Consider the following 18330-nt stretch of genomic DNA (forward strand, 5'->3'; position numbering starts at 1 on the left):
CTTAGGTAAATTCAACTTTTCCCAATGCCGCATCTAGTTCTTCTTGGCTTAAGTTTATCAAGGGGAAATCTGACGGTGTATAACCTCCAGCTTCCGAAGACTGACAGTGGATAATTAGCGATCGCAATTTTTCTACAAAACTCTGAGCTAAACTATTAATTGTTGAGCGTTTATACATTTGGGCGCTATACCTCCAAACCATCTGTAGCTGACCGTCTACAATCAATCCGTCAATTTCTAGTAAGTAAGGTCGATTGTCCTCCAGACTATAGGGAGAACCAGTTGATTCTTCAGCTAAACTAAACATTGATGTTGGTGAAAAACTCCCATCTATTTGTCCTAAATAGTTGAAACTGATTTCAGGTTGAGGTAATAACTGTAGTTGCTGGATAATTTCCGATTGTTCACTAAGATAACGTAGCAATCCATAGCTAATACCACGATTAGGAATTAGCCGTAGTTGTTCTTTAACTGCCTGTAATGCTTCTCCTGGTGCAGCATGATTTTCTATTTCTAAAAACACTGGGAAAACTGACGTAAACCATCCGACTGTGCGCGACAAATCTACATTATCAAAAAGTTCTTCTCGTCCATGTCCTTCCAAATGAATCAACAACGATAATTGACCAGTCAACTCAGCGAATGCTTGCACTAATGCTGTCAACAATACATCGTTGATTTGAGTGCGGTAAGCTGCTGGCACATCTTGGAGTAAAGCTTGAGTTTCTGCAACACTGAGTGTTGTTGTCACAGTAGAAGATAAAGCAACTGTGTTACTACCATCTGGATAATCTGTAACTAATTGAGGAATCTGCGGCGGTATTTGATGCAGCCAAAATTGTTGCTCTTGTTGTATTTGTTCTGACTGAGCGTACTTGAGTAATTTTTCCGCCCACTGCTTGAATGAAGTGGTTTTAGCTGGTAGAGCGATTGCTTGATTATCACAAAGTTGTTGATAAGCTGTTTGTAAATCCTCGATTAAAATTCGCCACGAAACACCATCCACAGCTAAATGATGAATCACAATCAATAAACGGCTAGGTTTTTGATTCCCTAAATCGAACAAAGCTACCCGCATCAATGGGCTTTGGGAAAGATTAAGAGTAGCTTGTAATTGATTAGCAGCCTTTTCTAGGGCTACTTTTTGCTCGTCCTCCCCCAGCATTGATAAATCAATTTTGCACACGGGTAAATCTGCATTTGGCGTTACATTTATTTGCTTCCAGCCATTAATATCTGAAATAAATCGCAGACGTAAGGCATCGTGGTGAATCAATAAATATTGTACAGCCTGTTTTAATAATTCAAAGTTGACTGCTTGCCGCACTTCCAGCAAGATAGACTGATTCCAATGGTGGTGGTTTTGGCGATTCTGTTGAAAGAACCAGTGTTGAATTGGTGTTAAAGGTACAGTACCACTAACTATACCCTGTTCTGTTAAAACAGCTTGGCTAGTATCAACAACCGTTGCTAGTTCAGCAATTGTTTGGTATTGAAATAATTGTTTTGGTGTCAATCGTAAACCTTGTTTGTTTGCTTTTGCGATCGCTTGAATGCTAAGAATTGAATCACCGCCTAATTCAAAGAAATTATCATAAATGCCTACCTGTTTCACACCCAGTACTTCAGACCAGATTTGCACTAAGGCTGCTTCTACCGCATTTTGTGCAGCCACAAAAGTTGCTTCTAACTCTGGTTTAAGATTGTCTAGAATTGGTAGCGAATGCCGATCTAATTTACCGTTGGGAGTTACAGGTAAAGCATCCAAAATCACAAAAGCCGATGGAACCATGTAATTAGGCAATTTCTCTTGCACAAACTGGCGGAGTTCGCTAACAGATATTGATTCCCCAGCAAACACAATATAAGAAACTAGCCGTTTATTACCTAATTCATCCTCTCGCGCAATTACCAAAGCTTCTTGTACTGCTGGATGATGACTTATGACTGCCTCTACCTCTTGTAATTCGATTCGGAAGCCACGAATTTTAACTTGATGGTCAATCCTTCCGAGATACTCAATGTCTCCATTGGGTAAATAACGGGCTAAATCCCCAGTTTTATATAACCTTTCTCCTGGTTGATGACTAAAGGGATGAGCAATAAATTTTTCTGTTGTTAATTGTGGATGATTCAAATAACCTCTAGCTAAACCAACACCACCAATATGCAATTCTCCTGGCACACCAATTGGTACTGGTTGTAAGTGCGAATCTAAAATATATGTTTGATAACCGGAAATAGCTTTGCCAATGGGTACTTCAGCCCCATCGTTGAATGTTGATAGGTCACAAATTGTAGCGACAACTGTTGTTTCAGTGGGGCCATAGCTATTTACCAATCGTACTTTTTGCGGATTTACTCGCTGATTCCAACTAACAATTTGCGTTGCTAAAACTTTTTCTCCACCAATAATTACTAATCGCACTGTTTCTGGTAAAGCTAAATTCAGGGTTGATAATCCAGAACTGAGTTGATGCCAGAATGCTGTTGGTAAGTCTAATACTGAAACTGACTGCTGATGACATTTTTCGAGAAATTCAGGTATCGAACCGAGCATTTCATCAGTACGAATGACTAAGGTTGCACCTGTTACCAAACAAGGAAAGATTTCTTCTACTGCTGCGTCAAAGCTAATTGAAGCAAATTGTAGGATGCGTTGGCTAGCTTTTAATTCATATTGCTCAATTGCCGTTTGCGTAAAGTTGACCAAAGACCTGTGTTCGATCATCACGCCTTTGGGCGCTCCTGTAGAGCCAGAAGTATAAATCACATAAGCTAGATTTTCTGATCTAGTCTGGTTAACAAGATTACTGTGATCTGCTGTCAGCAATTGCTTGTCTAAACAGATGATTTCTGCTTTGGGGTTTGGTAATTTTGCTAGTAGTTGGGTTTGGGTGACAATCACTGATACTTGGGCATCTTGTAACATGAATGCCAAACGTTCTTGGGGATAAGCTGGATCTAATGGTAAATATGAGCCTCCCGCCTTCAGGATGCCTAAGATCCCAACTATCATTTCTGGGGAACGTTCTATGCACAGTCCCACCAATACTTCTGCCCCTACTCCCAACTTTTGTAAATCGTATGCTAGTTGATTGGCTCGATTATTCAGTTCCCGATAAGTTAGTTCTGCTTTTTCCCAGATTATTGCGATCGCATCTGGTGTTCTTTCTACCTGTCCTTTTATTAGCTCATGGACACAACAATCATGCTTTATATTCGATTCTATCTCATAATAATTCCATTCCTCAAAAATTTGATGCTGCTCTGCAAAGGTCAGTAAAGGTAGTTCTCCAACTCTCTGCTGCGGATTTTCTACTACACCTGTGAGTAAGGTTTGCCAATGTCCCAACATTCTAGTTATGGTGTCAGCATCAAAGCAATCAGCGTTGTACTCAAAGACAACATTGAGACATCCAGCAGCTTCAACTACAATCAAAGTCAAATCAAATACTGCTGTTCCGTTATCAATTGTTAATGGACTGACGGTTAAGCCTGGAAGCTCTAAGTTAGGGATTGGCGAATTTTGCAAGATAAACATCACCTGAAATAATGGTGATTGGCTTAAATTTCGCTCTGGTTGGAGTTCCTCTACCAACTTTTCAAAGGGTAAGTCTTGATGAGCATAGGCATTAAGAGTTACTTCTTGGACTCGCTTGAGTAATTCTTGAAAGCTGGGATTACCTGATAAGTCAGTGCGTAGTATAAGCGTGTTGATAAATAAACCAATAAGTCCTTCAAGTTCGGCTCGATTACGATTAGCAATGGGTGAACCTACTAAAATATCTGCAATACCAGTGTAGCGGTAAAGGAGAATTTTAAATGCTGTCAGTAGAGTCATATATAATGTGACTCCTTGTTGCTGGCTGAGGGTTTTTAATGCCTGAGTCAGTGCAGACGACAACTGTAAAGACTGGGTTGCACCCCGAATGTGATCTACCTGGGAATGTCGGCGATTGGTAGGTAATTCTAAAACTGGTAAAGTACCGTTCAACTGCTGTTTCCAGTAGGCAAGCTGAGTTTCTAAAATGTTGCCTTGTAACCGTTGGTGCTGCCAATCTGCAAAGTCAGCGTACTGAATCGGTAGTTTTGGTAAGGGTGATGGTTTTTCAGCACAGAAGGCTGCATACAATGCTTTCAGTTCTCGGATAAATACTCCCATAGACCAGCCATCACAAACAATATGATGGGCTGTGAATAGTAATATATGTTGTTCTTGAGAGAGATGTATAAGTTTAATTTTATATAAGGTTTCTTCAGCTAAATCGAAGGGTTGTTGAGCTTCTTTAGTTGCTAATTGTAGGGCTTGAGGTTGGCGATCGCTTTGGGACAGGTGACTGAAGTCTATAATTGGTAAAGTGAAGGATTCTCTTGGGTTAATAACTTGAATTGGTCGCCCTTCTACCGTCACAAATCTACTCCGTAAGACTTCGTGACGTTGCAAAATTTCTTGAAAACTCTTTTCTAAGGCTGCGAAATTTAGAAGACCTGTAAGGCGAAAGCAATTGATTTCGTTATAGAAGGGAATATCAGGTTGTAATTGATGGAGAACCCACAGCCTTTCTTGACTATAAGATAAAGGTAGATAATCCAAGTTTTTTCTTGGAGGAATACTTAGTTGTAAATTGGATGGGTTGATGCCTTTTTGTTGTAGGCGTAGCTCTAATAGTAACCGTTGTTCGGGGGAGAGGTAGGCTATTCTTTGGGCTATTTCATTCATAGTTTAATAAAGTCTCACGCAAAGGCGCAAATAAAGAGTAGAAAATATATAGCAATCCTGAATTATTTGTGAAATTCTCTGTTTCGGCGTTGCATAGTTGCGGGATGATTTTTCTCACGCAGAGGCGCAGAGACGCAGAGAGGATAAGGAGTAATATTTCATCCCTTGATTCAGCAACGGCTCTGTTTCTTCTCTTGGCGACTTGGCGGTTCGATTGTTTTCACAACTCAAATAGGATTCCTATACAAGTTTTATTTTAGGTTTGATGCTTCTGTCAGTTGTTTTTGAATTTCAGTAATTGAGAGATTTTCAATTTCGGCTAATAAGTTTTCTAAAAGTTTACTGTCGTCAAATGAAGATTGGCGATCGCTAATGATTTTGGCTAATTCTGCTATCGTTGGAGCTTCAGATAGTAGAGTCCTTAAGGTTAGTTCCACTGAAAATTTTTCTCGCAATCGAGAAAGGATTTGCACTGCTAATAATGAATGTCCGCCTAGTTCAAAAAAATTATCATTGCCACTTATCTGTTCAATACCTAAAAGTTCTTGCCAAATGTCAGCAATTTGTTGTTCTATTTCATTTTCTGGAGCTAGATAATTTTCCCTTTCTCTGGTAATTTTGTAGTTCGATTCAGATGGGTTACATTGTGCTATTTCTTCGAGTAGTAATGCCTTACTTGAGAATTTTGCTTGTAAATCTTGAGTTGAAACTACAATTTGAGAAGTTTTAATACCAAGAATACGACTAAATACATTTACACCTTCAGCAGATATAATACCTTGTTTTAGACGTTCTTGTAACTGCTGTTTAATTTTATGAGGTACAGCAGGATTAATTGCCATACCAATATCTTGCCAGACATCCCAGTTAATTGCTACTGTATGTAATCCAGTTTTATTAGTATTCTGGTGAGCAAAAGTATCCAAAAATGTGTTAGCTGCACAATAATCTACTTGTCCAAATTCACCTAAAATTGCACTAAGTGATGAACAAAGAACCAAGAAATCTAAATTAATATCTTGATTTTTAAGTACTTCGGCAAGTACTAATGTTCCTTGGACTTTTGGAGCCAATATCTTAGCAGCAATTTCTGGTGTTTTCAGTTGGATCATCCCACCTCCAGCAATTCCAGCCGCATGAATCACGCCGTTAAGTTGACCGAATTTTTCTAATGTTTCTGCGATCGCTTGTTGCATTTGTGTCAAATTGGTAACATCTGCACTGATCACTTGCACTTCTGCGCCTAATTTCTCTAGCGCCTGCACCTTTTGAATTTTGAGACTGGTAGGATCTTTTTCATCATTGGTAGATAGCCATTCTGACCATTGTTGTCTTGAAGGTAAACCAGAACGTCCAACTAAAATTAATCTAGCTTGTACAGTTTTGGCGAGGTATTCTGCTATTACTAAACCAATACTTCCTAAACCACCCGTAATTAGATAAACTCCTTTTTCCTTTAACGGCGTGTGCTCATTAGTAGCTTCCAAACGAACTGGATCGAAGTTTTGCAACCATCGATGTTTACCTCGGTAGGCAACTACAGAATCGGAGGAATTTACCTTGAGTTCTAATATAAGTTGTTCTATTAACTGCTGGCGTTCTTGTTCTGATGAGGGAATGACAATATCAACACTACGACAAATAATGTTGGGGTACTCTTGTGGAATCACCTGACAACAACCCGATATGGTTGCCTTTTGTGGGCTTAATTGTTCTGCACCCGTAATGTCGTAGATATTGTTACTTACAACAGTGATTTGGATGGAATTTATGAGGTTGTGATTGCCAATTGCTTGAGCTAAGAATAGCAAACTATAAAAGCCTAAATATTGACTGGTTTCATAGTCAGTTTGGAGATTTTGCGTCAAACTCCATAAATGCGCGATGCCTGCGGCGGTAAACAACGCATTCGGCACTTTACCCAACACTTTTAATTCTTGAAGTAAAGTGTCATAATCCTGGGAATGCCGAGGATTGATCATATAATTGCGATCAGAAAGTTTTGTAAACTCCTCTCCTGGGATAACGGTAATCACATCATCATTAGCTTGTGTTAGCCGTTGCTCGATTTGTTTCCCGACCCCACAGCGATCGCTAAAAATTAGCCAACAAGATTTTTCCTCAGCCCGATTTTGCAGTGCAATAGTTTGTTTCCAACTTGGGATGTAAAACCAATCAGCAATATCAGGTTTTTTGGTGTTTGAAATAGCACTTTTGTTGCCTTTACCTTGCTGCTTTGGTGATTCAATCCAGTAACGTTGGCGCTCAAATGGATAAGTTGGTAAAGGGATGCGATAGGGTTTTTCTTCAGCATAAAAGCTAGACCAATCTATCTGCACTCCTGCTAGCCAAAGTTGTCCCAAAGTGTTCAATAAAAACTCTACATCTGACTGGGATTCTTGGGGATGGCGGCTAGAACCAAACACAACCTGCTGCTCTACAGAATGTTGTTTTACTAACGTGCTTAAAGTGCGATTGGGGCCAACTTCTAACCAAATTTTTGCTGCATCTTTAAGTAGTTCTTGCACTCCATCATTAAACTGTACAGTTTGCCATAAATGTCTTGCCCAGTAGTTAGGATTTGTGGCTTCTGTTGCAGTAATCCATGTGCCTGTGACATTGGAAATAAAAGGAATTTCAGGAGATTTTAGATTAACTTTTCTCACTTGCTCTGTGAATTCTTCAATGATGGGGTTCATCATCTGAGAATGAAAAGCATGGGAAGTATGCAACAAACGGCAGACAATTCCTTGGGAATTTAAATGATTTTGCAAGTTAGCGATCGCTTCTGTTGTACCTGATACTACAGATAAACTAGGAGCGTTACTTGCTGCTAAGGAAAATTCTGGATTTAAAAGAAGTTGAACATCGGCTGCGGGTAACGAAACAGCTAACATTGCCCCCTTTGGTAATTGCTGCATCAATTGCCCACGTTTGGCGACTAATATTAAAGCTTCTTTGAGGGAAAAAACACCTGCTAAACAAGCAGCGACATATTCCCCAATACTGTGACCAATTGCAGCTTGCGGCTCTACTCCCCAACTCATCCACAACTGAGCTAAAGCATACTCAATTACAAATAATGCAGGTTGAGCAATTTCTGTTTGTTGCAGTTTTTGTGTAGCTTCTTCTGTTTGTTCGACATCAGGATATAAGATGTGACGTAAATCTAATTTCAACAAAGGTTTGAGGAACTCTGCACAATAATCAACTTGCTCTCGAAATCCAGATTCACTTTCGTAGAGTCCTTTAGCCATGTTCACATATTGCGCTCCCTGTCCTGGAAACATAAAAACGATCGCACGCTTTATATCTTCTTGGCAGTGCATGAAAACTCTTGGCGATTCTAATAAAGTAGCTGCCTCCTTAGAATCTTTGGCTATCACCATACAACGATGATTAAATTCTCTCCGTCCAACTTGAAGTGTATAGGCTACATCTGCTAAATTTACTTCTGGATACTGTCTGAGATGTTGAGCTAGGTTTTTGGTTGTAGTTTTTAATGCTGAGTCAGTTTTCGCAGATAGCAACAGATGATAATCTCTTGTCCTACTTTCCGGCTCATTCACAGATGGCGCTTCTTCGAGAATCACATGAGCATTCGTTCCGCCAATACCTAAAGAACTTACTCCCGCCCGTCTAGGAGTTCTTCCTGCTTTCCATGTCTTCAATTGAGTATTGACATAGAAAGGGCTATTTTTAAAGTCAATCTCAGGGTTGGGTTGCTCAAAATTCAAGCTGGGGGGGATTAACTTGTGTTTCAAAGCCAAAACAGTCTTAATTACACCTGTAACTCCGGCGGCGGCATCTAGATGACCGATATTAGTTTTCACTGAACCGATCGCACAATAGCCTTTTTTGTCTGTATCAGCACGAAAAACACTCGTGAGGGCAGCAATTTCAATGGGATCGCCTAAACTTGTGCCAGTGCCGTGAGCTTCAATGTAGGTAATTGTTTCAGGCTCAACTCCAGCTAAGGTAAGCGCCTCTGCAACTGCTTCTGCTTGACCGTTAACGCTAGGTGCAGTGTAGCCCACTTTTGTAGCACCATCGTTATTAATAGCGGCACCTTTAATTATTGCATGGATGCAGTCTCGATCAGCGATCGCATCTGCCAATCGCTTTAACACTACAATTCCCACACCATTACCAATAATTGTGCCTCTAGCATTAGCATCAAAGGCGCGGCAGTGTCCATCGGTTGATAATATTCCGCCTTCTTGATACAAATAACCTGTTTTTTGGGGTACTCGAATTGAAACACCGCCTGCCAATGCCATATCACATTGGTAATTCAATAAACTCTGGCAAGCTAAAGAAATCGCTACTAAGGAAGTGGAACAAGCAGTTTGAATAGTAATACTTGGCCCAGAAAGATTTAATTTATAAGAAACACGGGTGGTTAGGTAATCTTTATCGTTACCAATTAACTTTTGAAAACTACTCGCGGAACCTAGATACTCATCATTAAATGATAAATAATTATTTAAACTAGCACCACCATATACCCCAATGCGACTTTCACAACGACTAGAATCATAGCCAGCATTTTCTAAAGCTTCCCAGGCACATTGTAAAAATAAACGATGTTGTGGATCGGTGATTTCTGCTTCTTTGGGGTTAAATCCAAAAAAGGAAGCATCAAATAAATCTATATCTTCTAATATTGCCCCAGCTTTAACATAATTAGGATCGTTTAGGAGATTTTTATCAACTCCAGCAGCAATTAGTTCTGCATCGGTGAAAGTAGTTACTGATTCTACACCATCTCGCAAATTGTGCCAAAATTCTGCTATATTTTTGGCACCAGGAAAACGCCCTGCCATCCCAATGATAGCTATGCCTTGTAAGACATCATAATTTGTAGCGTTATCCATAAATATTTTTCCCTTGCTTGTTCAAAAATTGCTTTTTGCGGTTGATAGCTTCAACTTGTTTGTTGGCGCGATCGCGCATTTTTTCTAAACTTGTTCTGGCTTCTGATTTTTGGCTTAAATATTGTGCAAGTGCTTTAATAGTCGGATTTTGAAAAATTTCTACAACTGATAAATCACGGTTTAAAATTTCCCGCAGTTTGTTGTTCACCTGCACTACTAATAAGGAATGTCCACCGAGGTCAAAGAAATTATCATGAATGCCTACTTTTTCTAAATGCAGTACTTGTTGCCAAACTTTAGCTATAGTTTTTTCTACATCAGATTCAGGAGCCTGATAATTAGCTGCCAACTCTAGATGCAAATTTTCTGGTGCAGGTAAAGCATTACGCTCTACTTTACCATTAGGCGAAAGTGGTAATGTTACTAACTGTACAAAGGTAGAAGGTAGCATATACTCAGGTAATTTTTCTTTCAGATATTGCCGTAATTCACTAATAGAAAATGCTACTTCTGACTCAAAAACTACATAAGCAACTAGGCGGGGTTCATTTATAATATCTTCTCTGGCAACTAAGACAGTTTCTTTGACATTTGGATGTTGTGTTAAGACTGCCTCTATTTCTCCTAGCTCAATACGGAAACCACGAATTTTTACTTGATGGTCAATTCTTCTCAAAAATTCGATGTTGCCATCAGGAAGGTAACGTGCTAAATCTCCTGTTTTATAAAGGCGTTTTTCTTGCTCAAAAGGACTAAGAATAAACCTTTCGTTAGTTAACTCAGGATTATTCAAATAACCCCGCGCCAAACCTACACCACCAATATGCAATTCACCAGGAACGCCGATAGGAACAGGCTGTAAGTCACGATCTAAAATATATATCTGAGTATTAGCGATGGGACGACCAATAGGAACTATACGCTGTTGAGAATTGCGATCGCAATTCCAAAAGGTGACATCAATCGCTGCTTCTGTCGGCCCGTAAAGGTTATGTAGTTCTGCATCTAGACGAGCAAAGAATTTTGCTTGCAAGTCAGCAGAAAGTGCCTCACCACTACAAATCACCCGTTTGATAATACTGTTACATTCATCTAAATCAGGTTCTTCTAAGAATATTTGTAGCATTGAAGGAACAAAGTGCAAAGTCGTAATTTGCAATTTGGCAATTAACTTCACAAGATAGGCACTATCTTGATGACCTCCTGGTTTAGCTAAAACTAAAGTTGCACCTGTAATTAAAGTCCAGAAAAATTCCCAAATAGAGACATCAAAGCTAAAAGGTGTCTTTTGTAAAATTCTGTCGATTGCTGTTAATTGATACTCGTCTTGCATCCACAGCAAGCGATTGCACAACCCTTGATGGGTGTTCATCACACCTTTAGGTTTTCCTGTAGAACCAGAAGTATAAATTACATAGGCTAAGTTTTCCGATTTAACATTACTTAAGGCATTTTCTTGGCTTTGATGAGCGAAATTTTCTTGCCAGTTACTATCTAAACAAACTACTTGCGCGTTTGTTGTTGCCAGTGTTGAAACTATATGTTGTTGTGTTAGCAAAACCGTTATTTGGGTATCTGTCAACATGAATGTTAAACGCTCTTGGGGATAGGTAGGATCTAGTGGTAAGTAAGCACCTCCAGCCTTGAGGATAGCTAATAACCCAATCACCATTTCTAGCGAGCGTTCCATGCAAATGCCAACTAGCATCTCTGGTTTAACACCTAGCTGTTGTAGATAGTGTGCTACCTGATTGGCGCGGTTATTTAACTGCCTATATGTTAACTGTTGGTTCTCAAAGATGATAGCGATCGCATCTGGTGTTTCTTCTACTTGCTGCTCAAATAGTTGATGAATACACTGTTTTAATGAATAGTCTTTCTGAGTACAATTCCAGTCAAATACTATTTGATTTCTTTGGGATGCTGTTAGTAACGGTAAATAGGCGACGCTCTGTTCAGGATTGATAACAATGCCTGTTAACAATGTAGAAAAATGCTCTAACATTCGAGTCATGCTATCTGCGTTAAACAGATCAGTGTTGTACTCTAGAGTTGTGATCAATCCTAGTTCTGTATCTTCCACATATAGAGTTAAATCGAATTTAGCAGCACCATTAAACTTTTCTTGAATGGTTATAGATATATCCGTTAACTGCGGAGGGGAAATCGGAATATTCTGGAGTACAAACGCCACCTGAAACAGTGGATTGTAACTAATATCTCGTTCTGGTTGGAGTACTTCTACTAATTTCTCAAAGGGTAGTTCTTGGTGAGCGTAAGCAGCTACAGCCGTTGACTTAACTCTTGTTAGTAACTCTTTAAAACTGGGTATATCTGAAAGATTGGTACGCAGTACTAAAACATTGACAAAAAACCCAATTAACGGTTCAATTTCAGCACGGTTGCGGCTGGCAATGGGAGAACCTACCAGAATATCTGTCTCGCCTGTATAGCGATAAAGTAATATTTTGAAAGCAGCCAATAAGGTCATGAATAAAGTAACACCTTCCTGATGGCTGAGGCTTTTGAGTTTTGCTGTGAGAGTAGGAGGCAAAACTAATGTTGCTTGTGCGCCTTTAAAGCTAGGAATTGCCGATCGCGGTCGGTCGGTTGGTAAATTTAATATAGGCAGTTTGCCACTTAATTGTTGCTGCCAATATGTTAATGAAGACTGAATGCGATCGCTCTCCAACCACTGTCTTTGCCAAGCAGAAAAATCTACATATTGAAGGGGTAGTTCTGGAAGTGGAGATGGTTTTCCCTGCGCGAATGTTTCATAAATTGCTGTCAGTTCTCTGATTAGTATTCCTACAGACCAACCATCGGCAATAATGTGGTGCAAAATCAGGAGTAGTTTGTATTCTTTTTCAGCTAAATGTATAAGTTGAGCGCGTAAGAGCAATTCAGAAGATAAGTCAAAGGGTTGTTGAATTAACTTTGTCGATTGTTGCCAATCTTCAACTTGCAAAGTCAAACTTACAGATGGATGAATAACCTGAACGGTTTCTTCTTCAACAACTACAAAGTTTGTCCGCAAGGCTTCATGGCGTTTGATAATTTCGTTGAAACTATCTTGCAATGCAGTAATGTTAAGGTTCCCTTGAAAAGTAATTTCGATAGGAACGTTATACGCAGGATTTTCTATATTTAGCTGATTAATAAACCAGAGTCCCTGTTGAGCGCTAGAAAGGGGGTAAGTTGTAGCTTTGAGAACTGGAGTTAGAGGTAATGAAGGTGTAGCTGTGTTTTTCAACTCAGCCAATATTTTATAACAGAGCGATCGCACACTCAAACCTTCAAAGAATTCTGCCACAGAAACAGCAACTTCTAAGTCTACCTCAATCCGGTTTTTTAACTCAAATACTGCTAGAGAATCGAGTCCCCAAGTAGTTAATGATTGTTCGGGTATGATTGCATCGGGTGCGATCGCTAATACCCGTGCCACTTGTTCTTGAAGATATGACTCTAACAGTGGTTGACGTTCTTGCGGTGTCAGCTTTAAAAGAACTTCTCGTCGTAACTGATTTGTGGTTTTGACAACCTCACTACTTTGGAAAGTGTTGCATCCTACAACATCTAAATTATTTGATATGAACTTAGAACGAGTTAAACGGCGTTGAATTTTGCCACTAGAGGTTTTAGGGATACTACCTGGTTTGATTAACACCACACCATAAGCTTGCACCTCATGTTCTTGGGTTACAGCTTGGCGAATTACAGCAATAACTTCATCAATATCTGCTTTGGCACGAAATTCTAATTCTTGAACTATAAATAGCCGTTCTTCATTACCAATCTCAACACTAAAGGCTGCACCGCTACCATTACGTAAAGCTGGATGACTGGATTCTACAGTTAACTCAATGTCTTGAGGGTAGAGGTTACGACCTCGGATAATAATTAAATCTTTGACTCGTCCGGTAATAAAGAGTTCGCCATCATGCAAAAAGCCTAAATCTCCAGTCCGTAAAAAAGGCCCTGCTCCACTATCCTGAAGGTATGCGTGAAAAGTATTTTGAGTCTCTTCTAGATGATTCCAATAACCTTGACCAATGCTCGGCCCGGATACCCAAATTTCTCCAACTTCATCAGCTTGACAACTAATCAAACTTTCTAGATTGACAATAACTATCTGTTGTCCTGGTAAAGTGTAACCACAGCTAACTAGAGTCTTGACATCCCGATTTTCACTATTGGCTTGAGCTATCCGATTACTGGCGAGTGCTGTTGCTGTAACTGTTTTAATCGTAGGTATGACTGCTTTCTCTCCTCCAGTCACCATCAATGTTGCTTCTGCCATACCATAGCAGGGGTAAAAAGCTTCTTTGCGAAACCCACATTCAGCAAAAGTCGCTGCAAATTGCTCTAAAGTTTCTCCTCGGATAGGTTCGGCACCGTTGAAGGCCACACTCCAACTGCTTAAGTCAAGAGTTTGGCGTTGTTCAGGAGTAATCTTTTGAATACATTGCTCGTAGGCGAAGTTAGGCCCACCACTGGTAGTACCTTTATATCTAGAAATAGCCTGCAACCATCGGTAAGGGCGCTGCAAAAAAGATGCTGGAGACATTAAGATACAAGGAAAACCACCATATAGAGGTTGTAGTATGCCTCCAATCAGTCCCATATCATGATAAATAGGCAGCCAGGATACAAACTTACTTGCATCTGAATGCTCCATCAATTGATAAGTCATGGCTGCGTTGTGCAGCAGATTACCATGACTGAGCATCACGCCTTTTGGTGTACCTGTAGAACCTGATGTATATTGCAGAAAGGCTAAAGTATCTGTATGAATAATCGGCTGTTGCCAAGTATCTTCTATTCCTGGCTCTAGGTTATCAGTAGCTAGCCATTGCAAATTTCCGGTTAGCAAGGATTTAACAGTGGGTAAAATTGCGGTTGTAGTCAAAGCGATCGCTGCCTGTGCATCTGTCACCACAGCCTTAATTCTCGGTGTGTTGCGCTGGTTGCGCGGTGGGTAAGCTGGAACCGCTACCACCCCAGCATACAGACAACCGAAAAAAGCAACCAAGTAATCTAGTCCTGGTGGATAAAGCAGTAAGGCACGTTCCCCACTTAAATTTAATGCTTGTAGTTGAGATGCGATCGCACGCGATCGCCGATCTAGTTCACGGTAAGTCAGTGTTGCTTGTGTTGTTTCTCCATCTTCTAAGAAGGTAAAAGCAATTTGCTCTGCCTGTATAGAGCTTCTTAAGTGGAGGATATCAACAACTGTAGAGTATTCAGGGGAACTTTTTAAGCCATGAAAAGCTTGATTCATCTTGCTTTCAACCGTTGAGATGCACACTGATAATCTTGAGAATGAAAGAAGGAAAACTTACTCCATTCCTTCTTAGAGAGAAAAATCTTAAACTCTCTACACCCATCAAAAGCACAAAATCCACAGGATTTCTTGCCGGCACTTAAGAAATGATGGGACAACCACAGCTAGCCTTTAGGTGACTAGGATCGCTATTTTTAACTGAGCTAATTGCAACTCATTTTCAATTGTTAACGCCAAGTTTAATAGAAGTTAATTGCAATTGCAAGCTATCTATTATAAGCATAAGTTATTAATAAATCTTATAAAAATTAGCTGAGGCTATGAATAAATTGTCCTTGTCCTTTAGTTAATTCTGGGCATTAAATCATCAAATTGCTTGCTTTTATTGACTTATAGCAATTTTTGAGAGGGTAGATACAGAAAAATTCTCAAGCACTTTTGCAATTAAAAGCCAAGGAATTTTAACTTATGTAAAGTTGAAGAGCCGAATTTTTGCTTAAAGGGCGGGTTATTCAGCGACCTTTGAGCGATCGCCTCCAGATCCCACTGCCTTCTAGCGTTGTTCAGCAGCTTATTCTAAAAATTCTCATCAAAGTTATTAGTTAATGACAAAACTATTTGTAATAAGCAACGATTTATCCTAATATGTAATGCGAATATATTTTAATAATTTGCTGTGTCGCCAAGTACAAGTGAAGCGGCGCCACTGGTGTTGAGGACAAAAATGAAACGAGATCAACTATTTCAAAGCCTGTTGCTTACAGGCGCATTTTTTTTGCTGTTGATAACTCCTGCCTTAAGTCAGGAGACACTAAAAATAGACGAGCAACGCTCTGACACAAGCTCTGGTACAAGTGTAAGTTCTGAGAAAGTTGGTTCACAGATAAATTTGCCGCATACTAGCGCCCAAAACGTAGTTCAGGCGCCAGTCCAAGCGGTCATACCAGTTACGGCAGTTAAAGTTAATCCCACCGACAAGGGTGTAGAGATTATCTTAGAGACTTCTCAAGGGGATAAGTTGCAAGTCTCACCAAAGAACGAGGGCAATACATATATTGCTGATATTCCCAACGCTCAATTGCGGCTATCTAATGGTGAGACGACATTTCGCCAAGAGAAACCAACAGCAGGAATTTCGCTTTTACAAGTAACTAATCAAGATCCGAATACTGTCCGATTGACGGTAACAGGAGAGTCGGGGCTACCAACTGTCGAGTTGTTTGATGGTGATGAGGGTTTGATTTTTGGCTTTATACCTGTTGCATCAGTCACACAACAACCATCATCACCACAACCACCATCACCAGAACAACAATCACCACAACCACCAGCGAGTGAATCAACATCTACTGAGTCAACAGCTGAAAGTGACGAACCAATTGAACTCGTAGTGACAGCAACCCGTACCGAAGAGGACGTGCTGAATGTACCGCGTTCTGTAACTGTGATTGGGCGTGAACAGATTGAAGAACAAGCCAAGTTAAGCACTAACTTAACTGATATTCTGGCCAAAACCGTTCCTGGCTTTGGTTCACCCACTAATCGTAGTAATATTTTTGGGCAGACTTTGCGAGGTCGCAACATTTCCGTTTTAATTGATGGCGTTCCTCAAAACAGTAATTTGCAATCTATTCCAGCTGCACTCTCAACCATCGATCCCAGCGCAATTGAAAGGATTGAGGTTGTGCGCGGCCCCAACGCGATTTATGGTGGTCAGGCTACCGGTGGTGTGATCAACATTATTACTAAGAGGCCAAGCGGTCAAAAACTAACTTCTACAACAGATATTGGTTTAAACACTTCTTTAACCCGCTCTGAAGATAGTTTCGGCTACAAGTTGTCGCATCAAATATCTGGTACTGAAGGCAAATTTGACTATACTTTGGGTTTTTCTCTCGCTACTGCTGCCGGTTTTTATGATGCAGATGGCGATCGCATTGCTAACTTTTCAGGTGAAGACGACATCACGAAATTGAACGTCTTAAGTAAGATCGGAGTCGAATTGTCACCGGAACAGCGCCTGCAATTTACCTTCAATCATTACCAGCAGGAACAAGACACTGAGTTTATTTCCGACCCTGAAATTGATAACATTCCCGGTATTCAAAAATCCCGCGCCATCCGCCTACCAGAAGGAACAACTGTTATCGGGGCTAGGAATACAGATACTCTGAAAAATACTTTAGTTAATTTAAACTACACCAATGACAACATTTTTGGTAGCAAGCTGAGTTCTCAATTGTATTTTCGGAAAAACATCTTCCCTGGTGGTTTTCCTAACGATGACCGTGAAGGCTTTACAGGCTTTGTTTTCAATACACCTGGAGACTCACAACAAATTGGCGGACGATTACAAATCGAAACTCCGCTAACTCAAGCAAAGACTGTTAGTTTACTTTGGGGAATTGACTACACGAATGAGCAGAGTTCTCAAAGGTTTGAAATTTTTGATGCTAATGAGTTAGATGGCACTGGCGGTAGGGTTTACCGGAAAATTGAAGAACGTACCTTCGTACCTAATTATGACCTCAATGACCTTGGTTTGTTCACTCAGTTGCAATGGGATATAAATAACAGCGTGCAAGTGAGTGGCGGATTACGTCACGTCCGCATAGGATTTGATGTTGATGACTACAGCACCTTTGATGGACGCAATATTCAAGGAGGTGGGCGCGATTTTGATGACACCGTATTTAATGCAGGCATTGTCTACAAACCGACAGAAAATATCAGTGTGTTTGCTAACTTTGCTCAAGGCTTTTCAGTACCCGATATTGGTAGAGTTTTAAGACTACCACCTGATGACTTTGTAAATGTTAGCGATTCGGTAAGACTGACCGAACCACAAAAAGTAAACAACTACGAGATTGGGATTCGAGGTCAATGGCCGAATGTACAAGCATCAGTGGCCGCTTTTTATAATACTTCAGACTTGGGTTTAAACTTTGAAGTCATTGACGACTTCTTACAAACTATTCGCGCTCCTCAACGAATCTATGGTATAGAAGCTGCGGTTGACGTAGAGCCAGCAACAGGTTGGAAACTCGGCGGTACAGCCACTTGGACAGAAGGTGAAAATGACGAAGACAATGATGGTAACTATCTAGCGCTAAATAGCATCACAGTTCCGCCTTTGAAATTGACGGCTTATGTAGAGAACGAAACTATCAAAGGTTGGAGAAACCGATTGCAACTACTTTATTCAGGCGATCGCGATCGCGCCTTTGAAGATGAAGTTGATGGTGGCGCAATCAGCAGCTATGTGACAGTAGACTATCTCAGTAGCATCAAACTAGGTGCAGGTGAACTACAAATTGGCATCCAAAATTTGTTCAATAATCAATATTTCCCGGTTTACTCACAATACTTTGCACCTTTTTTTGATAGTGGCAACTATGCGGGTCAAGGCACAACCTTGAGTATTGGATATCGAATTACCTGGTAAA

General features: G+C 40.2%; 4 protein-coding genes. 1 reads left to right on the forward strand and 3 read right to left on the reverse strand.

Going from position 1 to position 18330, the window contains the following annotated elements; genetic code table 11:
• Window position 1: 1 nt before the first annotated feature.
• The 3 genes from F8S12_RS29880 to F8S12_RS29890 all read right to left on the reverse strand — a co-directional run bounded on the left by F8S12_RS29880 (window position 2) and on the right by F8S12_RS29890 (window position 14881).
• Window positions 2-4723, reverse strand: a complete 4722-nt coding sequence (locus F8S12_RS29880; RefSeq protein WP_196519882.1) for a non-ribosomal peptide synthetase — start codon at window positions 4721-4723, stop codon at window positions 2-4.
• Between the two features lie 251 nt (window positions 4724-4974).
• A complete protein-coding gene (locus tag F8S12_RS29885; RefSeq protein WP_196519883.1) occupies window positions 4975-9600 on the reverse strand; it encodes a type I polyketide synthase in 4626 nt (1541 codons plus the stop codon).
• On the reverse strand, window positions 9593-14881 hold the full coding sequence (locus F8S12_RS29890) for a non-ribosomal peptide synthetase (RefSeq protein WP_196519884.1): 5289 nt from the start codon (window positions 14879-14881) through the stop codon (window positions 9593-9595). The genes F8S12_RS29885 and F8S12_RS29890 overlap by 8 nt, the downstream gene beginning before the upstream one ends.
• 727 nt (window positions 14882-15608) lie before the next feature.
• Between F8S12_RS29890 and F8S12_RS29895 the strand changes: the two genes are divergently transcribed.
• Window positions 15609-18329 (forward strand): TonB-dependent siderophore receptor, encoded by a 2721-nt coding sequence (locus tag F8S12_RS29895; protein ID WP_196519885.1) that lies wholly within the window; start codon window positions 15609-15611, stop codon window positions 18327-18329.
• The last annotated feature ends 1 nt before the right edge of the window (window position 18330 follow it).

This window comes from Nostoc sp. WHI, assembly GCF_015714725.1.
In the GTDB taxonomy this organism is placed as follows: Bacteria; Cyanobacteriota; Cyanobacteriia; order Cyanobacteriales; family Nostocaceae; genus Nostoc.